At 43.5% G+C, this 26,234-nt stretch carries 22 protein-coding genes, 1 tRNA gene and 1 pseudogene; 13 read left to right on the top strand and 11 right to left on the bottom strand.

What is annotated here, in order from left to right:
• The first annotated feature begins 35 nt into the window (after window positions 1-35).
• Entirely contained in the window at window positions 36-923 is an 888-nt protein-coding gene (locus A7456_RS00430) for a LysR family transcriptional regulator (protein ID WP_067006393.1), read from the top strand.
• Window positions 924-974: 51 nt separating this feature from the next.
• On the opposite strand, the gene A7456_RS00425 is transcribed toward A7456_RS00430, so the two are convergent.
• On the bottom strand, window positions 975-1,232 hold the full coding sequence (locus tag A7456_RS00425; protein WP_067006390.1) for a hypothetical protein: 258 nt from the start codon (window positions 1,230-1,232) through the stop codon (window positions 975-977).
• Between the two features lie 124 nt (window positions 1,233-1,356).
• On the opposite strand from A7456_RS00425, the gene A7456_RS00420 reads away from it, so the two are divergent.
• The 5 genes from A7456_RS00420 to recO all read left to right on the top strand — a co-directional run bounded on the left by A7456_RS00420 (window position 1,357) and on the right by recO (window position 8,190).
• Entirely contained in the window at window positions 1,357-1,752 is a 396-nt protein-coding gene (locus A7456_RS00420) for a helix-turn-helix domain-containing protein (RefSeq protein WP_067006387.1), read from the top strand.
• Window positions 1,753-2,012: 260 nt separating this feature from the next.
• A complete protein-coding gene (rapA, locus tag A7456_RS00415; protein ID WP_067006384.1) occupies window positions 2,013-4,859 on the top strand; it encodes an RNA polymerase-associated protein RapA in 2,847 nt (948 codons plus the stop codon).
• A 16-nt stretch (window positions 4,860-4,875) separates the two neighbouring features.
• Complete coding sequence (locus A7456_RS00410) at window positions 4,876-5,232, top strand: 5-carboxymethyl-2-hydroxymuconate Delta-isomerase (RefSeq protein WP_066886722.1); 357 nt, start codon at window positions 4,876-4,878, stop codon at window positions 5,230-5,232.
• 3 nt (window positions 5,233-5,235) lie between these two features.
• Window positions 5,236-6,729, top strand: a complete 1,494-nt coding sequence (locus A7456_RS00405) for a YifB family Mg chelatase-like AAA ATPase (RefSeq protein WP_067006382.1) — start codon at window positions 5,236-5,238, stop codon at window positions 6,727-6,729.
• Between the two features lie 708 nt (window positions 6,730-7,437).
• On the top strand, window positions 7,438-8,190 hold the full coding sequence (recO, locus tag A7456_RS00395) for a DNA repair protein RecO (RefSeq protein WP_067006379.1): 753 nt from the start codon (window positions 7,438-7,440) through the stop codon (window positions 8,188-8,190).
• 92 nt (window positions 8,191-8,282) lie between these two features.
• On the opposite strand, the gene A7456_RS00390 is transcribed toward recO, so the two are convergent.
• From A7456_RS00390 to A7456_RS00370, 6 genes and pseudogenes are all read right to left on the bottom strand, one after another.
• Complete coding sequence (locus tag A7456_RS00390; protein ID WP_067006376.1) at window positions 8,283-8,894, bottom strand: OmpW/AlkL family protein; 612 nt, start codon at window positions 8,892-8,894, stop codon at window positions 8,283-8,285.
• 291 nt (window positions 8,895-9,185) lie between these two features.
• On the bottom strand, window positions 9,186-10,358 hold the full coding sequence (locus A7456_RS00385; protein WP_067006374.1) for an RNA-guided endonuclease InsQ/TnpB family protein: 1,173 nt from the start codon (window positions 10,356-10,358) through the stop codon (window positions 9,186-9,188).
• Window positions 10,359-10,441: 83 nt separating this feature from the next.
• Window positions 10,442-10,671: pseudogene (locus A7456_RS11660) on the bottom strand (IS607 family transposase); the annotation flags it as partial.
• A 102-nt stretch (window positions 10,672-10,773) separates the two neighbouring features.
• Window positions 10,774-11,310 carry a YecA/YgfB family protein gene (locus A7456_RS00380; protein ID WP_066893622.1) on the bottom strand — a complete coding sequence of 179 codons (537 nt, stop codon included), beginning with the start codon at window positions 11,308-11,310 and terminating at the stop codon, window positions 10,774-10,776.
• A 100-nt stretch (window positions 11,311-11,410) separates the two neighbouring features.
• Window positions 11,411-11,623: a PA3496 family putative envelope integrity protein gene (locus A7456_RS00375; protein WP_066886704.1), complete on the bottom strand. Its 213-nt coding sequence runs from the start codon at window positions 11,621-11,623 to the stop codon at window positions 11,411-11,413.
• Between the two features lie 192 nt (window positions 11,624-11,815).
• Window positions 11,816-13,066, bottom strand: a complete 1,251-nt coding sequence (locus A7456_RS00370; RefSeq protein ID WP_067006371.1) for a hypothetical protein — start codon at window positions 13,064-13,066, stop codon at window positions 11,816-11,818.
• A 309-nt stretch (window positions 13,067-13,375) separates the two neighbouring features.
• Here A7456_RS00370 and A7456_RS10795 point away from each other — a divergent pair, with 309 nt between their 5' ends.
• The 3 genes from A7456_RS10795 (at window position 13,376) to A7456_RS00360 (ending at window position 15,233) form a co-directional block, all read left to right on the top strand.
• Window positions 13,376-13,771 carry a hypothetical protein gene (locus A7456_RS10795; RefSeq protein WP_082995360.1) on the top strand — a complete coding sequence of 132 codons (396 nt, stop codon included), beginning with the start codon at window positions 13,376-13,378 and terminating at the stop codon, window positions 13,769-13,771.
• 3 nt (window positions 13,772-13,774) lie between these two features.
• Window positions 13,775-14,581, top strand: coding sequence for a phosphoserine phosphatase SerB (gene serB, locus A7456_RS10790; RefSeq protein WP_227713259.1), 807 nt, complete (start codon window positions 13,775-13,777; stop codon window positions 14,579-14,581).
• Between the two features lie 127 nt (window positions 14,582-14,708).
• On the top strand, window positions 14,709-15,233 hold the full coding sequence (locus tag A7456_RS00360) for a hypothetical protein (protein ID WP_067006367.1): 525 nt from the start codon (window positions 14,709-14,711) through the stop codon (window positions 15,231-15,233).
• Between the two features lie 77 nt (window positions 15,234-15,310).
• Here A7456_RS00360 and A7456_RS00355 read toward each other — a convergent pair whose 3' ends face one another.
• From A7456_RS00355 to A7456_RS00340, 4 genes are all read right to left on the bottom strand, one after another.
• On the bottom strand, window positions 15,311-16,786 hold the full coding sequence (locus A7456_RS00355) for a UvrD-helicase domain-containing protein (protein ID WP_067006364.1): 1,476 nt from the start codon (window positions 16,784-16,786) through the stop codon (window positions 15,311-15,313).
• A gap of 104 nt (window positions 16,787-16,890) precedes the next feature.
• Window positions 16,891-17,697: an acetyl-CoA carboxylase carboxyltransferase subunit alpha gene (locus A7456_RS00350; protein WP_066886690.1), complete on the bottom strand. Its 807-nt coding sequence runs from the start codon at window positions 17,695-17,697 to the stop codon at window positions 16,891-16,893.
• Window positions 17,698-17,829: 132 nt separating this feature from the next.
• The gene (gene ppx / locus A7456_RS00345) at window positions 17,830-19,386 is read right to left on the bottom strand and encodes an exopolyphosphatase (protein ID WP_082995359.1); all 1,557 of its coding nucleotides are present in this window, start codon (window positions 19,384-19,386) and stop codon (window positions 17,830-17,832) included.
• A gap of 153 nt (window positions 19,387-19,539) precedes the next feature.
• Window positions 19,540-20,550 (bottom strand): RluA family pseudouridine synthase, encoded by a 1,011-nt coding sequence (locus tag A7456_RS00340; protein ID WP_067006362.1) that lies wholly within the window; start codon window positions 20,548-20,550, stop codon window positions 19,540-19,542.
• 755 nt (window positions 20,551-21,305) lie between these two features.
• On the opposite strand from A7456_RS00340, the gene A7456_RS00335 reads away from it, so the two are divergent.
• The 4 genes from A7456_RS00335 to A7456_RS00320 all read left to right on the top strand — a co-directional run bounded on the left by A7456_RS00335 (window position 21,306) and on the right by A7456_RS00320 (window position 26,142).
• The gene (locus A7456_RS00335) at window positions 21,306-25,010 is read left to right on the top strand and encodes an Rne/Rng family ribonuclease (protein ID WP_067006359.1); all 3,705 of its coding nucleotides are present in this window, start codon (window positions 21,306-21,308) and stop codon (window positions 25,008-25,010) included.
• A 126-nt stretch (window positions 25,011-25,136) separates the two neighbouring features.
• Window positions 25,137-25,213, top strand: a tRNA-Pro gene (locus A7456_RS00330).
• Between the two features lie 138 nt (window positions 25,214-25,351).
• Entirely contained in the window at window positions 25,352-25,720 is a 369-nt protein-coding gene (locus A7456_RS00325) for an Arm DNA-binding domain-containing protein (RefSeq protein ID WP_082995358.1), read from the top strand.
• A gap of 200 nt (window positions 25,721-25,920) precedes the next feature.
• Window positions 25,921-26,142: a hypothetical protein gene (locus A7456_RS00320; protein ID WP_066893605.1), complete on the top strand. Its 222-nt coding sequence runs from the start codon at window positions 25,921-25,923 to the stop codon at window positions 26,140-26,142.
• Window positions 26,143-26,234 lie beyond the last annotated feature (92 nt).

Genomic DNA, 26,234 nt, shown 5'->3' with positions numbered 1-26,234 from the left:
ACTGTTTTTATACAAAATCTTAGCCAAAAGTTGTCATGTTAGAAATCCGACATTTACAAATGCTCTCCATTCTCGCTCGTCATGGTTCGCTTGTCATGACCGCCGATGAACTCAATTTAACAGCATCCGCCATCTCTCATCAACTAAAAGAGTTGGAGAGTTATTATGACATTACACTGGTTAATCGCCGTACTCGCCCCATAAGTTTTACACCAGCAGGCAGGTCTGTATTACAATTGGCAGATAATATCCTACCGCAAGTTGCTCGCACCAAAGCTGACATTAAACGTCTGGCACATGGACAAGCAGGACGGTTTAGGCTAGCAAGTGAGTGTCATAGCTGTTTTGATTGGCTCATGCCGATTTTGAATGTATATCGCAAAGAGTATAGCGATGTAGAACTGGATTTTACACCTGGCTTTGAGCCTGAACCGCACCAAATGCTCCTAGATGGTGATATTGACCTGCTCATCACCGCAAGCAATTTGCCAATAGACGCCATTTATTATCAGCCGTTATTTACCTATGAAAGTCGCCTTGTGGTGTCGCCTACGCACCGACTGGCAAGCCAAAGTGTGATTAATGCCAGTGATTTGGCGGATGAGACGCTCATCGCTTATCCTGTGGAACAGACCCGCCTTGATGTCATCGCCAAATTTTTAGAGCCAAATGGCATCTGCCCCAAACATATCCGCATCACTGAACTGACCGCCATGCTGATTCAACTGGTGGCAAGTGAACGTGGTGTGTCAGCGTTGCCCGACTGGGTGGCAAGTGAATATGAAAAAAAAGGCTGGGTGGTAACGCGTACGCTTGGGCAGGGGGTGTATTGTCAGCTGTATGCAGGGGTGCGTAAGAGCAGTAGAGATGTGGCGTATGTTGCAGGATTTTTGGAGTTGCTAAAAGCAATTAAAAAGCCGTAAAGGGGTAAATAAACCGCCGTGGGGGCGGTTTATTTTGTGGGGTGTAAGATTTTATTCGCCACAGACTTTGCGAATTACAGCATCTCTTGAAGGTCCCCAGTCCTTGCCTTTTGGTCCTGAGGCGTGCCAAATTGACTCGTCATAACTACGCCAAGTAAGAAAGCCTTGACCGTCATCACAACGACCGCTCCACCATTCGGTAGAAGAATCTGACTTGTTCTCTTGAAATTGAATGTTGTAAGCCATTGCACTACTTGTCATGGTGGCGATTGTGGCAAGAATTGCCAAGTTTTTGATAAATTTACCCATAAGATTTCTCCATGATTGGGGGTTAAAAAAGGTGGTAATTTGTTTGTATGTGCTTTATAATAATCCCAAATTATTGAATAGTCTAAGACTTTTAGAACATTTTTCTGTCCAAATTGAGTTTTTTATGCAAATTCACGAAAAAATCAAACACCTAAGAGAATTTAATCATTGGACACAAGAAGAAGTGGCAGAACGCATGGGTATGTCGCCAAGTGGCTATGCTAAGATTGAACGTGGCGAAACCAAATTACATTTAGATAAAATCCAACAACTTACCCAAATATTTGAAGTGAATTTATTTGATTTATTGATTGCGGATAATGGTGGCGATACGTTCTATAATAATATCCATAATAATGGCAATTCGGTCTATAATAAATATTATGCTCATAATGAAAATATGGCAAATGAAATTGAAAGTTTAAAACAAATCATCGCTTGTAAAGATGAAATTATTGCCGAAAAAGAAAAGCAGATTGTGCTATTAACCAAACTTCTAGACGGTCAAGAAAATCATTAATATAAGTGAATAAAGGGCTATTTTTCAGGTAAGACATACCGCCCTTTAAACAGTTGTAAAAAGTAAGATTGGATGACAGTTATTTTTCATAACAACTGTTCTCATTTTCGCTTGCATACGCCCCACCACCACCCACAACAAATTTTTATTGCAAAATCCTACCCATTTGCCTTAAAATAATCAATTTGCCTTTATAACCATTTATAAAATGGGGATTGCCCCCATAAACCCATCATATCTTTACCGAGCGTTAAATTTTTATGAACGTATTTGCCATTGGTCAGCGTTATTTGTCCGATTCTGAGAGTAATTTGGGGTTGGGTGTGGTCATCGACGTAGATGACCGCTGTGTTCACATCTTATTCCCCCAAAGCGAAGAAAAGCGAGTGTATGCCAAAGCATCGGCTCAACTTTCAAGAGTGGTCTTTGGCAGTGGCGACACCATTTTTGACCAAGACGGACAAGAGTTTGTGGTAGCAAGCTGTGAAGAGATAGCCCATGTCATGCGTTATCATCTGACCTGTGGTAAAAGCCTCATGGAAACACGTCTGTCAGCAAACATCACACTCGCCAAACCCTTAGAGCGACTTTTGGCAGGACGTATTGAGCATAATGAAGATTATGAGATTCGTCAAAATGCTTTGAAATTGACCACCATGCTCACCCGCCATCCTTTGCGTGGACTTATTGGGGCAAGAGTGGACGTTATCAACCATCAGCTCTACATCGCCCATGAAGTTGGCAAACGCCTAGCCCCTCGGGTGCTGCTGGCGGATGAAGTGGGACTGGGCAAAACAATAGAAGCAGGGCTTATCGTTCATCAACAGCTCATCACAGGGCGAGCCAACCGTGTGCTTATCCTTGTGCCTGACAGCTTGCAATACCAATGGATGATAGAACTAAAACGCCGTTTTAACTTAGATTTTGCCATCTTTGACTTGGTGCGTACAGCATCCATCAAAGAACATAACCCTGATGAAAACGTATTTGACACAGAACAGCTCATCATCGCCAGTATTGATTTGTTACTTGACCATCATGACCTGTATGAACAGGCACATGCATCAAACTTTGATTTACTTGTGGTGGATGAAGCTCACCATCTGCACTGGGACACAGAACAAGGCGGTAATGACAAATATGAACTGGTGGCGGATTTTGCCAATCACATCGCAGGGGTATTATTACTCACTGCAACCCCTGAACAGCTTGGCGTGGAGAGTCATTTTGCTCGCCTGCGACTGCTTGACCCACACCGATTTGATGACCTAGATGATTTTATCGCATGTCAAGATGCTTTTGCTGATGTGGCCATGGTGGCAACCTTGCTGATAGACGATAAGGATTTGACCGACAAACAAATCAAAGCGGTGGCAGGACTGCTTGGGTTTGATGTGCATGAGATTGCTGATATTAATACCAATGACAAATTACGCCAATACATCATCAACGAACTCTTAGACCGCCATGGTACAGGGCGTGTACTATTTAGAAATACCCGAGACAGCGTACAAGGCTTTTATGGGCGTACCAGCATCGCCTATCCACTGCCCCTGCCAACAGCATGGCAAAACACCCCTTATACACAAGGCAAATTGCGTGAACAACTGTGGGGTGAAGAGAGTTATCCTGACGGCTCATGGTTAGAGACTGACCCCAAAGTACCATGGCTCATTGAGCTATTAAAAAATGACCTAAAACACAAAAAAGCCCTACTCATCGCCCGTTCAGGGGCAACCATTGAAAGTTTAGAGGCGGTACTGCGTCTGCATGCTGGCATTAAAACCGCCATTTTTACCGAGCAGATGAGCCTGCTAGAACGTGATCAAGCGGCAGCCTATTTTGCTGATACAGGTGGCGCCCAAATCCTGCTATGTAGCGAAATTGGCTCAGAAGGACGTAATTTCCAATTCGTCCAAGATTTGGTGCTGTTTGATTTGCCTGCCAACCCTGACACGTTAGAGCAACGTATCGGACGACTTGACCGTATCGGACAAATCGCCCAAATCCGCCTACATGTTCCTTTTGTCGTTGGCACTGCCCAAGAACGCTTGTATCATTGGTATGACCACGCCCTAAATATTTTTAACCACATCAGTCCGACCGCCCAAACAGTACAAGAGCATTTCATCGCTGATCTAAAACCCATGCTAGAAGGACAAAACAGCTTTGATGACTTTAATAGACTTGTAGCAAATGCAACCGCTCTACGCATACAACTTGAAGAAGAACTACAAGCAGGACGAGATCGCCTGTTAGAGTATAACTCATGTCGCCCCAGCGTATCAGGGCGTATCGTACAAGCCATGCACGAGATGGATAACGCACAAGTATTGCCAGCATTTCTTGACCGCTATTTGGACGCATTAGGTGTTGAGTATAGCATTAATCGTGATGATTCGTGGGTCATTCACCCCATTGACAGCACCGAAATACAGGACATCTCGGTACTGCCCATCAACGAAGATGGCTTGACCCTAACCTTTGACCGCAATCAAGCCCTAAGCCGTGAAGATATGGCATACATGAGCTTAGAACACCCACTTGTCATGAGTGTGTTGGAGTCTATAAAGTCAGGCACATTTGGTAATACCAGCGTGGTTTTGTTAAAATCGTCTGTCATGCCACAGGGGCTTATGCTCATAGAGAATCATTTTCGGATAGAAGCCATCGCCCCCAAACATCTCAATCTATCTGCCTATCTGTCAGAGCAAATCATTCGTGTACTGCTTGCTGAAAATGGCAATGACCTAACCAAAGTGGCAACCTCTGACAAACTTTTACCCATCATTGCCAGACTAGACAAAACCAAAGCACGTCAAGCCATCAAAGCAAGGCATGAGATCATTAGCAACATCACCACGCTTGCCAAATCCAAAGCAACCGATGAATTATCCGCCATCAGTGCATCAGCCCAAAGCCAATTTGCCGACCATCTGGACAAAGAAATAGGACGATTACAACGCCTACAAGCCATCAATCCCAATGTACGAGATGACGAAATTCAAACTCTGATAAAAATGAAAGAACAGGGGTTATCAGCATTGGCACAGTTGTCGCTTGTCCCTGACAGCGTGCGTATACTGATTTGTGTCAAACCTGATTAAGCTAAAAGGAAGTTTTATGCCACATCTTACCCTAGAATTATCCAAAAACCTAAAAATCGCCGATGAAGCCGATTTATTATTAAAGCTAAATACCGCCCTATTTGAAAGCGGTCAGTTTGCTCAGTCCAAAGACATTAAAAGTCGTGTGTATCATGCCACAGACAGCCTTATCGGGCTGGGGTTTGATGATGGCGAGCATTTTGTGGTGGCACATTTGGCGATTATGGCAGGTCGCAGTGATGAGATAAAGGCGGATTTAGTCGGGCGTGTGATGAGCGTCTTACAAAGCGAGATTGGCAAGAGTTATAAAAACGTGCAATATGCGGTCAATCTCACCGAATTATCTAGCGTTTATCAAAAGGCGATTGTTTAAGCCATGTCCTTTGCCCAAATACACACCCGTTCTGTCATCGGTCTGACCGCACCATCTGTTACGGTAGAAGTCCACATATCGCAAGGCTTGCCCACCCTAACCATGGTTGGCTTGCCCGAGGCCTCCGTACGTGAGAGCAAAGACCGTGTTCGTTCAGCAATCATCAACAGTGGTTTTGATTTCCCCAATCGCCGTATTACCATCAATCTTGCCCCAGCTGATCTATCCAAAGATGGTGCCAGACTTGATTTACCCATCGCCATAGGTATTTTGACAGCAAGCGGACAAATTGATGAGACAGTACTGGACAACTTTGAGTTCATCGGTGAACTTGCCCTAAATGGTGATTTACGTGGAATAACAGGTTCATTATCAGTGGCTCGCATTTTAAAAGGTGGTGAACGGACGCTAATTTTGCCACGTGCCAATGCATCCGAAGCGGTACAAGTCATGGATATTTGTGTGCTTGGGGCGGATAATCTCACTCAGGTATGCCATCATCTCAATGCCATCAATGGCGGTAACATCCATGACAGACTAACCCCAACCGCCCTGCCCATCACCAAAGCTGTGGCGACTTATCCCTTAGATTTGTCTGACGTCAAAGGACAACACCACGCCCGCCGAGCGTTAGAGATTTGTGCCACAGGTGGGCATTCTGTGCTGTTTAAAGGTTCACCCGGCTCAGGCAAAACCTTAATGGCAAGCCGACTGCCAAGCATTTTACCGCCTTTGAATGATGATGAAGCCTTAGAGGTGGCAAGTGTGTATTCAGTGGCAGGGTTGCCTTATGATTTTGGCATGCGTCCATTTCGATCTTGTCATCATACCATGAGTGCGGTGGCATTATCAGGTGGTGGTTCACGCCCCAAACCAGGGGAGATCAGTTTGGCTCATCGGGGCGTGCTTTTTCTTGATGAGTTGCCCGAATTTGACCGTAAGACCTTAGAGGTCATGCGTCAGCCATTAGAGTCCAAAGAAATCATCATCAGCCGAGCCAACGCCCAGGTGGCTTACCCTGCCAATTTTCAGCTCATCGGGGCGATGAATCCGTGTCCGTGTGGCTATCATGGCGACCCATCTAACCGCTGTCGCTGCACACCCAATCAAATTCACCGCTATCAAGACAAAATCTCAGGCCCTTTACTTGACCGTATTGACCTACATGTTCATGTGCCTGCCATGGCAATAGATGACTTACAAAGCACGCCACAAGGAGAATCATCTGCTGTCGTACGTGAACGTGTCGTGCATGCCAGAAACATCGCCCTAAACCGTCAAGGCAAAGCCAACAGTGAGCTAACTCCCAGCGAGATTGACACGCACATACCGCTTGGTATGGTAGAAAAACAATTCCTTGCCGCCGCCCAATCACGACTAAACCTATCAGCCAGAAGTTATCATCGTGTGCTAAGGGTTGCTCGTACCATTGCTGATTTGGCAGGGGCAAAGAGTGTGGGGACGGCTCATTTGGCGGAAGCACTCAGTTATCGCTAAATAAAATGTTATATCATTGCTTATCTTTATGGATTAAAAATACTTGACAGGTACGGTTATTATTATAATTATTATAATCAAGAATGACAACCAAATTATCCACCCAACCACCCAATAGATGGATTTGTCTTTTGCTTTTGATGTGGATGTGCCACAGCAAATCATAAAATGAGAAAATGAATCTAAGAGCATTGTCATCTTAGCAAGATTGTGGTAGATTTAATGTTATTATTTTCATCATGATTTAATGAATCTTTGAAAAACTTTGAGACGATGGATAAATTCTCTTATTTCTTGGCAACAATGCTACTGTTTTCTATATTTCAATTTTTTAATACTTTCATAAAAAAAGAAAGTTTGACCTTGCCAAACATCTGTTTTGCATTAGTTTTTTTGCTGTTAATAGGTTTGCTATCATCAATCAAGTCATTGGGAGCATCAAATAATCCTTTGTATTATATTGGCATGTCTTTATGTTATCCTTTTATGGGCATGGTTGCCATATTGCACATTCTTAAAAAAGATGGTAAATAATAATGTGCTTGTCTGAGTTAATTTTAGCCATTGTCGTCTTGTTGTTTGCAAGTGTTACTCACACTGACCTACCGGTTAAGTCAGACAAAGGGCAGTACAATTAAAAATACTTAGCAAACACAGTTGCGGTTGTCATATGCAACAGTAACTGTTATTGCCTTAAAGCTGTTCACCATGAGAAACGAGCCACTGACCGGATATTTGTTACATGCCCGAGCCTATCAAGAAAAACGGGCAATTTATCAGTTTTTTAGTGCCGAACATGGCGTGGTGCATGGCATGGGTGTGCGTGGCATGCCATCTTTTGTGGTCGTTAAACTGTTTGCCAGTGGACAAAACGCCCTAAAAAACTTCACCCAAATTCACATCACAACCACATCTCCCCCATACCCATTGGGACAAAATCAATACGCCTTGCTTTATCTTAATGAGATCATCTGCCGACTCATCATCGCTGAAAACCCCTGCCCCATCCTATGGCAACACTATCATGACAGCGTAATACAACTCCAAACCATCAGCCATCATGACGTGGGTGATGATAAGATGGGTGATGATGCAAGTCATAAGATGACCAGGATAGATAAGATGAAACATACCCTAAGACGCTTTGAGAGTGCATTATTTTGTGAGTTGGGTGTTAAGATTGACTGGGATACAGACGAGTTGGGGCAGGAGATTGATGTTCATGCTTATTATGACTTTATCCCCACCCAAGGCTTTATAAAGAGCGATGGCACAAACCATGGCATATCAGGGATGATGATTAAAGCACTCAGCAAGGCAGAGTATCAACAATTTAACCCCGCCAATCTAACACTACTTGGGCAAGTGCATCGGGCAATGATGGACCACCTGCTTGACCACAAACCGCTAAACAGTCGCAAACTGTGGGTAGAGCAGCTCAGATATCGTCAGCTGTCTTGATATGATTTGATTTAGTTGTATTTAGTTGTATTTAACTAAACGTTAAAATCCCCAACCAAAGGTCAGGGATTTAATGGTAATCAGTATACAGATTAGAATCTGTGGCTTACACCCAAAGCATAGACCACAGGATTGACCTCTAATTTACCAATTTTTTCACCATCTAGCTTTAAATCAGTTTTTAAATCTACATAACGCACATCGGCGAACACACCCCAAGGTGATGATGGCTTAGAGTAAGTCGCACCAATCTGGGCAGCAGGAGCAACAACGATATCCGCTTCTAGTTTGTCGTTGCTACCCATAAATTTTTCTTTATAAGGAACAAGAACGGTTGCACCGATACCGATATTAGCACCAAAGCCATTAACTGTTGGGGTATTGTATTTAACAGTCAATGTGGGAGGTAATTGCTTGAATTTGGCTATATCTGCTCTTTTATTATTATCAGAAATAATACTGACTGTATGCTCAAATGGACTTGCCAATAATAACTCTGCTGAGAATGGGCTGTTGGCAAAGCGATAATCAAAAGAGGGCAATACTGCCATCTCGCTGCTTACTTTGGCTTTTGGTATATTTGGGGCAATGTCTTTTTTGGCAGTTGGGTCAAGATAGCCCAAACCTGCTTTAAAAGTTAAGTCGGCAGATGCTGCGGCGGACAACGCAAGTACGCTGGTCGCCAAAAGAACGTGTTTTAACATTGGGGATTACCTGTGTTAATCAAAATAAATTGCTAATGATTTTAGCTCTTCATTATAACGCAAATTTGATGCTTTTGTGGCATATTTATATAATCTAAAAACAATTTTTATATAAATAATCAAAAGCCATCATGATTGCTATGATTAGCCGTTCCTTAAAACCTACCTAAATCTACCCAAAAGCAAATTTAGCGTTTAATTCCTACTTCAACGCTCGTTGCCCTTGTCGTTTGACTTGGGTCTTACATAAGCTCCATAGGCTGACACGGTGAAACTCACCGCCAACTATTTTTAAGATAAAGTTAAAACCTTATCTGCCTGATTTAAAATATTGATACTTGCATTAATATCACGGTCATGATTGGCATGGCAACTAGGACAAATCCAATGTCTAACCGCAAGTGTCAAGTTTTCTTTTGCCATAATAAAACCGCAATTTGAACAAGTTTTAGAGCTTGGGTAAAACCTGTCCAATTCTTTGATGCTCTTGCCCCATTGGTTGGCTTTATAAATAAGTTGCCGTTTAAATTCATAAAATCCCAAATCAGAGATGGCACGGCTTAATTTGCGATTTCTTACCATACCTTTGGTGTTAAGGTTTTCAATGCAAATCGCATCAAATTGTTTTACTAAGTCTGTCGTGAGTTTATTTAAAAAATCTTTTCTGATGTTTGAGATTTTATAATACAACCGTGATGGCTTGGTTTTCACCTTTTCACGGTTGTTACTGCCTTTTTGTTTACGGCTTAACGATTTATTCAATCGTCTTGGTTTTTTCAATTTGTTTTTAAGTGGTTTTGGGGCTTGGATTTTTGTACTATCTGAAAGCGTGGCTAAATCGGTAATGCCTAAGTCTAAACCGACTGATTTACCTGTTTTGGGTAAAGGTTTTTGAGTGTCATCTAATTCAACAGCAATAGACACAAACCATTTACCACCCTTGGTAAAAACTTTGGCGGATAGGATTTTGCCATTGTATCTTAGATGTTCGGTCATTCTAACCAAGCCTAAATTGGGGATTTGAATGTGTGGTTTGTTATTTTTACTTTTAAGTTTAAATTGGTCGTTGGATAGGCTAAAACGGTCATTGACGCCTTTTTTGCGAAATTGGGGATATTTGCTTTCACCCTTAAAAAAGCGTTTAAAGGCGTCGCCTAGTTGCATGATGGCAAGTTGTGGACTGCACTTAGTAACTTCAAGCATAAAGGGGAATTGTTCACGTTTTATGGCGTTAAGTTGTTTTCTTAGTTTACCTTGTGATGGTTTGTTAAGTCGGTTTTCGTCAATGGTTGTGCCTTTTACTTGACATTCATCACGGTAGTTTTTGTCTTGTTCATATTGCTTTTTCCATTGCCCCAACGCCCAATTATAGGAAAATCTGGCAACGCCACACGCTTTTTTGAGATGGGTGGCTTGGGTGTTGTTTGGGTCTAAGGCAATGATGTGTCCACGAATGGTTGTCATTGTAGTACCGCCTTAACTGCTTCTAAGACTTTTTTGTGGTAGTTCATACCACTACCCAAATCACCCACGATTTCAAATTGCTAACCTTGACTTGCACAATATAGCTCAAGCACACCAATCTGACGGTCTAAATCGTCCTTTTGGTCGTGGCTTGATACTTGTGCATAGGTAATGGTTTTTCGGTCTTTGTTGCCTATGCCATGCAGTAGGTTTGGGTTGATTTTACTAATATCGTAACGTCTGTGTCCTTAGGTGTTCTTTGGGCAACAAGCACACCACTTTCGTCCCATCTGCATAAGGTTGAGATGGACACGCCAAGTTATTTGGAAGCTTCGTTGATACTGATTAATCTATTCATTTGGATGTTATAAGATAGATTTAGTTAGATTTCAAGAAACAGTTCAAAGCCCTTAGCTTAGTCATTGGTATGAAACAACAAAAACAGCTCGGTAACATTACTCTCTAAGCTGTTAGCAAGTTGTACCATCATGTCAATATCATCTCGCATCATGTTCAAATCTTCGTTCTCTTCATCCATCCCTGATAAGATGACCATCGGCAAAGTCAGCTCTGCCACATCTTCTTCGGTGTCAGCATCATCAAACCAATCCACAGACTCATCGCCATACATCGCTTCAATAAAGCCAACACACCATGCCACCACATCCGAATCCTCGCCAAAGTCTTCTTGTTCATCATCAGCATCAAAAGGCAACTCAACAGGTTCTTCATCTTTTAGGATTTGATAAATCTCATCTCGCCATGCTGTCAAGGCAATTTTGATGTCATCGCTGACGTCATTTTCATGCCCATCAAAATAAACTGACAACCAATCTGGCAAAGGTTTACCGACAATACTGGCTGTCAAAAACCCATGCGTGGCAACAGGGTCAAGTCCATAAGGGTTCATCTCTTCACGATATAGCAGTGTTATTAATTCATCACGGGTCATAAGCTGTACTCAGGTTTGGATTAAATGGCAGGAGCAGATAGCAGATAAATGACAATGCACTTAAATGACAACGAACATTTTAAACAATCAGAATGCAAGTCTAAGCATCAAAATCATCGTCATCTAAATCATCAAATTCATCAAAATCATCGTCATCCTCTAAGGCACGCATGAGCTTATTTAGGCGTTGCTCTTCAAGCATGGCATCAATTTTAAGGCGTTTTTCTAAGGGCTTAGCCTTGGCGTCATCTGCCATTTGGGCATCGGCATCTTCTTCAAAATCATCATCAAAATCATCATCAAGACCACTCATGATAACTCCTTTTGGATAAATGGGTTGGGTAAATAGGCATCAAAAAGTGAATGATGGGCAAAACCCAATCAATCATCTGAAAAAAATAAACTGACTTAATTTTAAAATCCTTATAAAGGTAAAATCATCTTTTGTCAAGTGTATTTTAAAAATATTGCCATTGCCATCTATTTTTTTATCTATTTTTACAAATCAACCAGATAACAACACTTTATCTCGTACTTGTTCTAAACTCTTAGCATGGGAGATGCTTAGGTGCCTTAGGTGATGGCATTCACGCTCAGCAACACTGACCGGATTGGTAAGTTTTAGGAAGTTGCCGTGGGGTAATAAACCAGTCATAACACGGTTTGGCAGTAATACCAACGGTGTTTTGCGATGTTTAATACCCACACCTGCCATCTCATCTTGACGGGTCATATCACTGACATAGGTACGCATGGGCAGAGCGAAGCGTTTTAATTCACGGTGCTTATCATAGATGATTTGGTTTAGCATGAGTATCAGATGTGCCAGTAGAATGGATGCCAAAGCGGATTTGCTGTATTTGTCTTTGCCTGACAACACGATACGACAACCTCGATCATCAAAGGGGGAGATGCTCTCCATACTCACTCCATGAAAAACTGGCAGAGCAAGCAGTTCTGTGGTCGCTTTGCTTAGTAGCTGATGGCACAGCGAAAAATAGACACTTTTAGTCTGATTGGCCACCGTGGTAAGCAGGTCATTGGGGTCATCAAAGCATGCTTGGACGATATAAGTATGCTCATTTTGTGCTTGATTTGGTGAGACTTGTGTTGGGGACGTGTCGTGTTTGGCGTGTAGCGTGCCAGATGAGTCATCAGAATCTCCGATGGGGCTATCACTTTCGTGAGTGTGGGCGTGGTTCTTTTGGCTGGCATCATACAATAATCCCTTGGCTAGCAAGCGGTTACGTACATCATGGGCAATCTCAATACGAATGGCATTGGTTGGACGTGCCAAATAACCATAAATGAGCAGAAGAAGCACATGCAAAAATGCCACACCCACCAAATATATCCAGTTATCAGAGATAATCTTAGCCCGATTAATCTCATGCGTCTGCACCATCACATAACCCAGCACACTTTGACTGTCTGTTACCACCTCTTTTGCGATAAATCCATTGGTCTCTTTACCCACAGGCACCAGCAGGTTTTCATTGACATCATACACGCCCACAAATGCCACATCATCACCTCTGATATGGCGATTTGCCACCACACTCATGCTAATACGGTCATTGATGCCAAGCGGTGCGGACAACTCTTCGGCAATCGCTACCGCTTGTGTCTGTGTGCTGCGTTCATAACGTTCTTCTAACTGTTGCTCGGTACTGATGACAAAAAATAGCAAATTTAGCGTCAAACTTGCCAAAATAAAAACGGCAAATAAGCCGTGGCGGGGGGCGGTATAGGTCATGACAGATCTTTGGTTGTGGGCATATGGACAAATAATATATGGGATGTGTTAAATACTAATGGGATTTTTAATTTTTACATAAAAAATAGCTAAATTCAACACGCCCTAGATTTTATCATTTTTTTTGTGAAATTTTAAGCACTTAAAATCATGCAGGCGTAATTTGGTTAATATTTTGCACAACACTGACTAAATCATCATCGGGTCTAATGATTAACCCTTAACAATCCATCCTAAACAGAATTTCGCTTTTCATTATTTATCCAAAAATGTTACAATAGGCACAAATCATCAAACAGCGAAGCATATATGAACACCTATGCACTTCCCAAAGATTCTAAGGCATGGCAAAACGCCATTGACCGTGTGGCACACCTGCTACCCATGGGTTCCATAGGCAGCATTCAAGCATTAAAACAACTGCCCGTTTTTGCCATCATCGTGGTCGTGGCAAAAACAGCAGTTGATGAACTAACAGCCAATGGTTGTCAAGTTGATGATGTGGTGCAGGCATGGACCAAAACGCAAAGGGGTTGGCAAGCGGTGGTCGTTTTTGATGATGATGCCTCCCTTGCCAACGCCCATTTGGTTGGCACTCATGAAAGTCTGACAGATGTGGCGGTATATCGTTATTTACTCATCCCAACCGACCACAAAGAGATGAGTGCAGACAAGCGTGAAGCGGTAGCTCATATCATAGACTAGCAGTTGACCGCTTATCTTAAAAAAACATTAACACCAAAGCCCAATTACCCATTTAAAATCAATGAGATGGGGCAAGTGTCTGAACTGACAGATGAACAGATGGCAGAGCTTAAAAAAAGCCATATTGACGTGCATATTTTATCCATCGCCCAAGTACTTCGCCGCCATAAACTCATCTGTTTTGACATGGATTCAACGCTCATTAACCAAGAGGTCATCGTTGAGCTGGCAAAAATGGCAGGTGTGGCGGACAAAGTAGAAAAAATCACCGAATCTGCCATGCATGGCGAGATGGATTTTAATGAAAGTTTTGCCAAACGTGTGGCATTGTTAGAGGGTGTGGACAGCTTGGTCATTGATGAGATCATCAAAGAGCGTATCAGCTTTTGTCAAGGAGCATATACAACCATCAAAGCTCTAAAACACAAAGGCTGTCGCACGGTACTGATATCAGGAGGCTTTACCCCATTTGCCAAATATGTGGCACAAAGTTTGGGTATGGATGAGTATCATGCCAACCCTTTACTCTGTGCTGATGGCAAACTCACTGGCAAAGTGGACAAGCATATCATTGATGGCAAAGCCAAAGCTCGTATTGTCGCACGTATCGCCGATGCCATGGCAATAGACATGGAGGAGGTGGTGTGTGTGGGCGATGGAGCAAACGATTTGCCCATGATGGCCATCAGCGATATTGGTGTCGCTTATAAAGCCAAACCCATCGTACGAGTAAAAGCCGATGCAGCGGTCAATATCACAGGGTTGGAGGGTGTGCTATACGCCTTAGGTCATCGCTTTGACAAACGATAAAAGACAAGTTACCAAAAAACACTTTATAAATATCCAGTTTTGCGTTAGAGTATTAGGCAATGCTAGCCCTTTACCATAAAGGTACAATACACCCTATTTTATTATTTTTATCATTTTGAGAACAATCATGCCAACCCTACCCATCATCAATGTAAAAACCGACCCTTTGGATGCCCTACTGTACGGCTTAGGACTGCGACTGTCATCACTGGCAAAGGGCGACAACGAAAGCTATCATAATCTGGTCAAAGACAAAGAGCTTGCCATTCAGTTTAAACGTGGTGATGACGTGGCACGTTATTACCGCTTTGTTGATGGGCATTTTGGGCAAGCGTCAGGTACTGCTAGGCATGCTGATCTGACCATTGAATTTAAGGATTCTATGACAGGCGTGCAACTGCTCACCAAAGGCGACATGACAGATTTTATGAGTGCCGTCCAAGATGGCGATGTGGTCATCTTAGGTGATCATAAACTTATTCTATGGTTTGCAAGCGTTGCCAAGCAGGGAGCGACCTTGCCTGAGCCTTATGCCAATTATGTTGAACAAGCCAAACCTTATATTGAACAGGCTCGTCCTTATTTGGATAAGGCAGGCGATTTTGCCAATAAGATTTTTGGTACAAGTTTTGGTCAATCTGGCAAAAAATAACGCATCAATCATCAAAGATACATCAAAATGGGGCACAACACATGTCCCATTTTTAATCAGCACCCCAATTCATCACCCTACCCATACACCAATTTTTTATCACCGACCAGTCCTGCCAACAGCTCTTTGATGCCATCCACATCCAGCACATCCTTAGCCCGAGTACAGGCAACATAAAGCAGGCGTAACTCTTCGGGGCTGATTTTGACCGTTTGGCGATTGACGTCATACAAAAAATCATCGTCTATCTGCACTCTGCCCCATTCTAAGCCTTTGGATTTATGGGCAGTTGAGACAACATAATCAGCGTGCAAGTGCGTGGTCAGATTACTGATGGCGGAGATGATGGTCTTAGTGCCATGCTCTTCTATGAGTCGCACCCATGTTTTTAGGTCTCTGCCTTGACCTGTCTCACTAAATTCTTGGACTTCACCCCAATGACCAAAAAAGGCAAGCTCAGGAGTGCCATAAGCAGATTTTCCATTTTTAAGACTGTCCGCTCCCTGACAAAATCGTAATATTCGCTCACTGTCGGCTTGTAGGGCAACTTTATGCCCCATCTTTTGCCCTGCCAACAGACGTGCCATGGCATTGGCATTGGTGCGACACAAAATGGCATCTTTTTGTCCATTTGCCAGCAGTCGTGCTGTCATTGAGTGTTTGGCAGGATTGCCTTTTAGGGGAATCTCTTCTTGCAATGCCTTTAAAAAAATATTGGCAACTTTGGCAATCTCTCCACCAAAGCGAAATGACTGTGTGAGTAATGTGGCAGGATAAGGCAATCGTTTCATGGCATTGGTTGCTCCACGCCACTCATAAATCTGCTGATGGGCATCCCCCACATAAATGGTCTGCTTATTTTGTTGTAATAACGCCCCCATCATGAGCGGGTCAGCATCTTGGGCTTCATCAAATAAGATAAAATCGGCAGGGATGATGGGATTTGAGAGCGTCCACAGTTTAAGATAGATGTCATGTCCTATCCCTGCACTGTGGCGTGGGTCAATGGATGACAACCAACAGTATTCAAGGGCAGGGTAGAGCAGTTCTTGTAATTGTAGCTTATCGGCATCTGACAACCACGATGGAGGTGTGATATGGCGTGGCGCAGGATAGGCAGATGAGGTCTTGCAAAACGTGATGATGGCTTCACTGATGATATTGGCAAGTTTGGTAGGGGTAAGTACCACAGACTTTTTTACCCCATCAACACTGCGTTCCACCTCAATGCCACTCAAACCAAGTTCCATCGCCAATCTGGCAGGGGTCATCCGTGGCAGACTCACTTTGGTAGTAATATTCCGTGGTACATGGCGGTAAGCAAGTGAGTGAAAGGTTTGGCATTTGACATTTGGGGGGAATTTGCCTTGGGCTTCGTTGGCGATGGATTTGTTAAATGCCAAATAAAGCCCACGCCCACGTAAATTTTCGCTGATGAGTTTTAAGGTTGTGGTCTTGCCCGCCCCTGCATATGCCACGATTTTAAAAGAATCGCCTGTCATCGCCATGGTTAAAGCGGATAACTGTTCATCGGTAGGGGTGTATGCGGTCATGGCAATGAGTCTGGATAAAATATGACATTATAACAAATTTTGTCATTGTGTTGGCAATTATCAATAATAAACCGCCCTTTTTGGCGGTTTGTCTGATGCGATAATCACAATGCAATGGTAGAATTAAATCGCATTAACCTATCATAGCGTCCTGATAATAGCTCGTTTTTGCCAAGCATTTCAAGTTCATTTAACTGCTTATTTAACAGATTTTTGAGGTTTGTCATCACCACATCAGACTCAATGTGCCCACCCTGCCCCTCATCCACGACTTCATCAATGAGTCCCAATTGGTGCAAATTATGTGCCGATAGTTTCAACGCTTCGGACGCATCAGGAGCTTTTTCTGCCGTTTTCCACAAGATGGACGCACAGCCTTCTGGGCTGATGACCGAATAAATGCTGTTTTGAAGCATGTTAACCTTATCTGCCACGCCAATTGCCAACGCACCGCCTGAACCGCCTTCGCCGATGACGGTTGCGATGATTGGGGTATTTAGACTGCTAAACACAGCAATGGCACGGGCAATGGCCTCTGCCTGCCCACGCTCTTCTGCCCCAACACCAGGATACGCCCCCGGTGTGTCAATGAATGTCAGCACAGGCAGACCAAACCGCTCTGCCATCTGGACAAGGCGAATGACCTTGCGATAACCCTCAGGGCTTGCCATGCCAAAATTGTGCGTAATCCGCTCACGAGTAGAACGCCCACGGTGCTGCCCGATAACCATAACGCTCTTGCCATCAAAACGAGCAAGACCACCCAAAATGGCACGGTCATCAGCAAAAGCACGGTCGCCGTGCAACTCATCAAACTCGGTAAATAGCGTATTGATATAATCCAAAAACAACGGACGGTCAGCATGACGGGCAAGTTTGACACGCTCCCAAACGCTCACAGGCTGGTTCATAAACTTTCCTTATAAATCTTACTAAGTATTACAAATGTAAACTTATATAGTTTAGCACAATTTTTGGGGTTTGGGAAATGGTTTGGGCATCACCATTTGGGGAATCGCTGTATTAATAAATTAACCCACAAATTAACCTACCACCGACAGTTTTATCCCCCATTTGGCAAATTGGGCGATGTCAGCGGTCAATTGACCACCAATAAGCTCTTTATGTAACCCATCCCCCAGTGTGATTTTCCAATGGTCTTTGTTCTTGTTCATGACCGACAGATAAATGGGGGCGGATTTTATGGTGCGTGAGTTATTGGCAGTAATGGCAAGGCGTAGGATGAGGCACAGATAGGCAAGTTTACGACCACCTAAATTTTCAATGGTATTTAGATGCTCAGATTTTAATTTTCGTCTGTGATTTAGAGCAATTTGAGCCATACTCGCCTGCTCTGTTTGGGCAAAGCCTGCCATGTCTGAAAATTCTAATAAATAAGCACTGTGGCGTTGATAATTGCTATGACCCACAGCAAGTCCAATCTCGTGCAAATTGGATGCACGACGGAGCAAGTCCCTGTCTTCGTCATCAAAACCCAAATCCGCCTTGACCATATCAAACAGTCGCCCACAAGTTGTCATGACACGCCCCGCCTGCTTTATATCTACCGAATATCGCTTGGCAAGGGCAGACACCGAACGGTCTCGCACATCTTCATTATCAAGCCGTCCTAACATGTCATACATAACCCCCTCACGCAACGCCCCATCTGAATAATAAAGCTCTTTAATATCAAGCGTTTTCATGATTGCAAGCAGCTGTGCCATGCCTGCTGGAAATACCGCTTGACGATGAGCCTTTACCCCATCAAAGGTGATTTTGTCAATGGAGCCAATTTTGATGAGATGCTTTTTTAACTTTATCATGCCATCAAGCGTGATGACATCTTGGACAAATCCAAGCTCTTGCAATACAAGTTTACACGCCTTTGCCGTGCCAGATGATGCAATGGCGTTATCCCAGCCTGTTTTCTTGTAGCGTTTGGCGATACTTAACAGCTCGGTTTGGGTTGCCGTCATCGCCCCATCAAACGCACGCTCGCTGATACGTCCGTCTGCAAAAAATTTGCGAGTAAAAGACACACAGCCCATTTGTAAACTTTCCATTTCAATGGGTTCAAAGCCTTCTCCGATGATAAATTCAGTACTACCCCCACCGATGTCAATCACAAGGCGTTTGTCGGTGCTGGCGTTAGAGTGTGATACACCAAGATAGATAAGGCGTGCCTCTTCACGCCCTGCAATGACCTCGATGGGCTTTGGTAGAAAGGCATTGGCACGGCGGATAAACTCACCTGCATTAACCGCCTTTCTTAGGGCATTGGTTGCAACAATCCTAAGGCGTTCAGGGCTAATCTCACTGACGTGAGGCAAAAATCGCTTTAAGCAGTCAATGCCACGCTCCATGGCCTCATCAGACAGAACGTTATTCTCATCAAGCCCTGCTGCCAATTGCACTTTTTCAGAGATGCTGGCGATGCGACGAACCTCTCCATGGTCAAGCCGAGCAATTGCCAGATGAAAACTGTTTGACCCCAAATCTATCGCTCCTAGCAGTTCATCACGGCAAAGCCCTGTGGCATGAATGGATTTGGCAATGGCTTCGTGGCGAGCGGTGGTGTCGGTCTGTACAGGTTGCATGAGATTTTTTCCAAAATAATAAATTGGTTACTGTAAAATAAAATTGGCAAATTGTCCAGGGGTTTGTTTTGACGCTTTGATGCCAATCAATCTGTTCATATGTGTATTATTGCATAGGTCGTATTATTGCATGGGTTTAGATGGGTACATGGTTTAAATGGATTTTAAGCAATAGATATGATCCCCCACAACCCTCCTAATGTCATCAGGCAAATCCACCTCAAATACTTGCACGCCCTCATCTGTTGGTAAAGCCATTCGCCAAGCATGCAAACACAGCCGTTTTATGCCCTTTTGGGTGGCAAGGCTCGCCTGCGTTGGCAATTGGTATTTATCATCACCAAGCAAGGCATGACCGATACTTGCCATATGCACACGGATTTGGTGCGTGCGTCCTGTCAGTGGGCTTGCCTTGACAAGGCTTACCGCCATGCCATCCACTTCAAAGTTTGCCAGCACTGTTATCAGTGTTTGGGATGGTTTGCCATCTTTATCCACCTTAACACGTCTTTCGCCGTTTTTTAGGACATATTTAAGTAGTGGCTTATCTATCGTCTGAGTACCTTTTTGAGTGTTTTTTAACGTACCATGAACCACACACAGATAATCTTTTTGTATGGTTTTTTGCCTAAAATGACTTTGTAAGTATTTGAGTGTACTGCGTTTTTTGGCAATGAGTAACAGTCCTGATGTGTCTTTGTCAATTCTGTGAATCAGCTCCAAATATTTTTTGCCCGTTGCCACTCGCATCGCTTCAATCACGCCAAAACTCTCACCACTTCCGCCATGCACCGCTAAGCCATGCGGTTTGTTAAGCACAATTAGACCCTCATTTTCAAATACCACTCGCCCAAGTAAGCCTTTGGCAAATTCATAAGATACCACAGGCTCATCACGCACAACAAGGCGAATGGGAGCAACACGCACAACATCGCCCATATTTAGTCGGTCATGGGGCTTACAGCGTTTTTTATTGATACGAACTTCATCATCTCTGATGAGTTTATACAGGTGCGAACGTGGCAAACCCTTTAAGCGAGCAAGCAGAAAATTATCAATGCGTTGCCCATCTTGATTGGCAGTAACAGTCAAAAAATTGACACGGCTAAAATCATCAATCACATCATCAGCCGATTGGGCATTTTTGGCAGAATTTTGGGTCATATTGTTAAATTTTTAAAATTTTGATAGGAAAATTTGGGTAAATCTGATATAGTTTAGCACGTTACCAAATAAAGTGATGACAAAAGTGAAATTTTTGCCAAATCATGGTATATTTTTTAAAATATCAAACAAATATGCGATATTTATAAGTAAAACTCATCACAGGTAACCCACCCAATTTTTATTTTGCACATCAAGGTGCGTAAGATTTTTTAAGCACACAAAAACACAAGACAAACACTGTTTTTGTAGAATTTGCGTTTGGTCTCATCGGTGCAAGCGATGACCATATGATAAGGGTTTTTCCCAACCAATTTTTTAGGCGTTGAACTGATTTGGTAGGGGGCGTGTCTGCCTTTGGTACTTTTAATGAAAATGCCTTGTTAAAAAAGCAATCTGACCACTTCATTTAAATTTAAATAACAATTTACACATTTTTGTGTTATATATTTATTTGTTATATATTTACTTGGTTGAATGGTCAAAAGCCATTTTTCATGCAAAGATTGATTAGAGCATCATACTTTCATCATATTTGATTTGATAAAGATTTTGATAAAGATAATGCCAACGGTAGCCACCCTCTAATAATTGACCAAATGGGTTTTTGGTTTGTAGATTTTAGTGTAAAAATCCAAAAAAGGATGCCGACGACATCCAAATTTTTGCAAACTTAACACACCAAAAAACCCAATCATTTGTCTCATAGGCAACGCCCCATCTTACCGCCTTGATGTTTACTTTTAAGGAACATCATGAAACGCATTCTTATCAACGCAACCCACAACGAAGAGATTCGTGTGGCATTGTGCAAAGACCATCACCTTTACGATTTTGACCTAGAAAATCGCACACGTGAACAAAAAAAAGCCAATATCTACAAGGGGTACATCACTCGTATTGAACCATCATTGGAGGCGGTATTTGTAGAATATGGCTCAGCTCGTCAAGGTTTTTTACCACTTCGTGAAATATCCGCTGAATACCTAAACGGCAACCTACGCACCGACAACATCAAAGACCTTATCAAAGAAGGGGACAGTGTCATCGTTCAGGTTGAAAAAGAAGAACGTGGCAACAAAGGAGCAGCCCTATCTACCTATGTGTCGCTGGCTGGGCGTTATTTGGTACTCATGCCTAACAAAAGCAAGGCAGGAGGCATCAGTCGCCAAATCTCAGGTAAAGTACGTGAAGAGATGAAGCAAATCATCGCAAGCCTATCAATACCTCGTGGCATGAGTGTCATCGTGCGAACAGCGGGGCTGGGTAAGGGCTTTGATGACCTACAAAATGACCTAAACCATCTACTACAAACATGGTCAGCCATCCAAGAGAAAAATCGCACACACCCCAGCCCCTGCCTTGTCCATCAAGAAGCAGGCGTGGTTACTCGTGCTGTGCGTGATTATCTGCGTGATGATATCGGTGAGGTGTGGATTGACAGCGAAAACGCCTATAACGAAGCGGCACATTTTATTGCATCGGTCATGCCAACCCAAATGGGAAAATTGCGTAAATACACCGATTATGAACCACTGTTTGGTCGTTTTGGTGTAGAACGTCAGATTGAGACCGCCTATCAGCGTGAAGTACGCTTGCCATCTGGTGGCTCTATCGTCATTGACCAAACCGAAGCGATGGTTGCCATTGACATTAACTCCGCCAAATCCACCAAAGGCTCGGATGTGGCTGAGACCGCTTACCACACTAATTTGGAGGCCGCCGATGAGATTGCTCGCCAGTTACGCCTAAGAGACATGGGAGGTCTTATTGTCATTGACTTTATTGACATGAACGACTCACGCCACCAAAAGGAGGTAGAAAAACGCTTAATTGAAGCCTGCCGTTATGACAGAGCCAGAGTGCAATTTGGTGAGATTAGTAAATTTGGATTGATGGAGATGAGTCGTCAGCGTCTACGCCCATCCTTAGAAGAGGCCACAGGCTATATCTGCCCACGCTGTCATGGTAATGGCATGATTAGGGATTTGCGTTCGCTTGCCCTGTCCATCATGCGTCAGATTGAACAAATCGCCCTAAAAGAGCGTATGGGCGAGATTCAAGCTGAGGTACCAACTGAGATTGCTGCCTTTTTGTTAAACGAAAAACGTGAAAGCCTTGTCTATTTAGAGCAAGATTCAGGCACACGCATTACCGTCTTGCCCCACGCCCATTTAGAATCGCCCAATTTTAGCTTGCACTTTAATCCAAATGGCTTTGCCCCATCAAGTTATGACCGCATTGTGGATGTAGAAGAACGTGAATCTGGCGACCGTGGTTATGATGTGAACTGGCAAACCAAAACGGACGAACCTGCTATCACTACCAACCGTTGGCAAAAAGCAGATAACGCAGGAGTCAAACCCCAAAAAGACACTGCTACCAATGGCAAGGATGGGTCTGCCCAAAAAGCACCTGCTCATCAATCACAGGCTGTGGCATGGCTGTCTAATCTGTTCGCTCCCAAACCACAAGCACATCTTGCTTACACCCTAAATAACAGAGATGCAGCCGCTGCCATTGAGTCTATTATTAATCACGGTGGTGTAAGTTTGGGTTCGTTTGGCACTCTAACTCTGCCCAAAGAAGAACACAAAGAACCAAAAACTGATGATAAAATCCACGACAAAGACAATGACAAACATCACGACAAGGCAGAACGCCCTACTCGCTTTGAACGTGATGACAAACACAAGAAAAAAACCAAGCGTGAACATGGCGACAATGACAATCAAATCAAAGCGGACAAGCGTGAAAGCCATGACAAGGATAAAAACGAAAAAACTGACCGTCGCAAAAAAGAACAAGACCACCCCAAGCGTGAACCAAACTCTGTACGCCAATCTCGTGGCGAGATGGTACGTGGCGAGACGCTAACGCCTGCTGATAAAGCAAATATGGCAAATACCGACAGCCATAAGTTGGACAACCCCCCCCATGATAAAGCAGACAAAAGAGCGGATAAGGGTGTAGATAAATCACAAAACAAACCCCAAACCCATGAATCAAAGCCTGTATCAAAAGCAGATAAAACTAATGACAAAACTGCCAAAGTTGACCACAACACACGCAAATCTGCCAACCCCAATGAAGTGGTGTTGCACATTAGCCCCATCAATAGGTCTGAGATGGCAGGTGATGTGGTGCATCTTTCGCTAGACAACAGCAAATCCACGCCAGAACGCACCAAAGCCGAACCTACCAAAGAGTCCACCCAAGATACCAAAGTAGCAGAGCTGACGGCACAAACAGAGGTACAGGCAAAAACAGCAGTTAGCACTCAAATCAGAACTCTAAGTGATGATACTGCCATCACTGTCAATGATGCAAAGGCAAATCAACAAGAGCAAGCTGCCCAAGCTGATACAACCAACACCAACGCCAACAATGCAGCACAAAAAGCGAACGCATCAACCGCTGATGTCATCAGTACAGAACGCCTAAGCACGCTTGCCTACAAGATGAACAAAGCAATCAACGACCCCCGAGTCGTGGCGGTCGCCCTGCGTGAGAAGTTTAGTCCAATCAAAACACAATCAGCCACTACCGCCACTGGTTCTACCATCACAGGTACGGCAGGCGAATTCATCCAAAGTGTGCTGGGTAATACCCTGCCCCAAGCGTGGCGTGATGACTTTGTGGCATACTTTTTGCGTGCGGTAGACGCCATTCACGCTGACAAACCCACAGAGACTCACTCTGTGGCAGACGGAGAGCAAGAGTTTGAACAGGCGTTCGCCAAGCAGTTCGCCAACTATGGATATGCTCCGCTATCAAACGAATATCTGGCGGACTTTGCCGAGCATACCACCGCGCAGCGTGCATGGCACATCGGACAAGGTAAAACCAAAGCCACACCACGCCCCATCGGTCAGCGTGCCAGTAATGACCCTCGTGGACAATACCCTAGCCCAGACACAAGCCCTGTTTCCAATGAGATGGCAGACGAATCTGCTCTGGGTACGATTGCAGATGGGACGATGACCTCTACCACAAAAACTCACTCATCCGAAGCTGTGGACAATTTTGACCAGCAATCAAAAAGTGACACCACGGATAAAGTGCTAGCATCTGATGAATCCACCTTAGAATCTTTGGTGCAACCCTTGGATGACATCACCGACCCAACCGATGAAGCCAAAGATGATGGCAAAGCGTCAGACATCAAAGCTCAAAAGATGGACGATAAGGCAGATGAGACCACCAAAACCAGTCCTGCCAGCTATAAGGACATGATTGAAAGTGTCTCAGGTCAGCTACTACAACCGATGGGGATTTTAAATTTGGTAACGCCCAAAAAGCCCAAACCCCCCAAAACAAAAACCCCAAAACCCCCCAAAACCCCTGCCAAACGAACATCCAAGGCAGCCCAAAAAGCAGAAGTCATCAAACGCAAATCCAAAGCCGATGATAATGCTGTGCTTGATAAGTCACCATCAGATGATAATCTGGCACAATAAAATCACCACAACAAACCGCCCATTCTTATTGGGCGGTTTTTTATGCACAAGAGACTTTGTACCCAAAACATGTTTGTTAAAAATCACTTGCAATCTGATTAAATCATGGTATAATGTCTGCCTATTCGGGGTGTAGCGCAGCTTGGTAGCGCACTTGCATGGGGTGCAAGGGGTCGCGAGTTCGAATCCCGCCACTCCGACCATATAACAGTCTAGGGCTATCTCACATTGTGCGGTAGCACTTGATTTTTCTTACTTTTAGCCCTTTTGGTTGTCTTTGGTTGTCCACCATAATCTATTGCTATCCATAAAAAACTGGTATACAAGTTCGTAACCAAAATATGCCAGAAATGAGCCTTACAGATACCGCCATTAAACGCTTACAGCCTAATGAAAAATGCACACCGAATAAGCCCAATAAAATCAGTGATGGTAATGGGCTATGGCTTTATGTGCAACATACAGGCACAAAAGTTTTTGTGTCAATTTACAGCCACAATGGCAAGCAAAAAGAAAAGACGTCAGGCAAATACCCCGCTTTATCGTTGGCACAAGCACGAACCAAAAATACAGAAATTAAAAAACAGCCAGCACAAGGCATAGACCCCAAAGAAGTTGCCAAACAAGCCAAAATCAAGCAATCCGATAACCGTTTTGATACGTTCGATAAGCAGTGGTTGGGGCACCCTTTTCACAAAAAAACAGCTTAAAATTACTTATAAGCTGTTTTTTATTTTTTATCTTTTGTAATAAATCAATCTTTTGTTTAGTGGTTTTTAAAAAGCCATGAAACATAGATCTTACCCACCCTTTGTATTTACAACGAAAACATCCGTTTAAAAGGTAGGCATTCTCCATTCTTGACAAAATTATTTGGCTGATTTAGGATAACTCAAAAAGATTGCCAATCATGAAATTTATCACTCCCTTACTTATCGTCCTATCATGCGTGGCGATTATCGCCATTATGCTATCGTCTAATAGTCAAAGCCAATTTACCCATATTAGCTATGATATGTGCATGCATAAAGAGCTTAGTAAGATTGCCCTAAAACATGGGGCGGATTTTATGACCAATCACGATTTTGATATGCCCGCCCTTGACATCATTGGCGACAAACAAACCATTTAAACAATCCAAGATGAATTTAATCAAATCCAAAATACGCACTCGGGGGCGGATAATTGCCATATCTCCAATCTTAACTACCACGCCAAGCACGT

The organism is Moraxella nonliquefaciens (assembly GCF_001679005.1).
Lineage (GTDB): Bacteria > Pseudomonadota > Gammaproteobacteria > Pseudomonadales > Moraxellaceae > Moraxella > Moraxella nonliquefaciens.
This window is presented reverse-complemented; position numbering and strand designations above follow the sequence as displayed.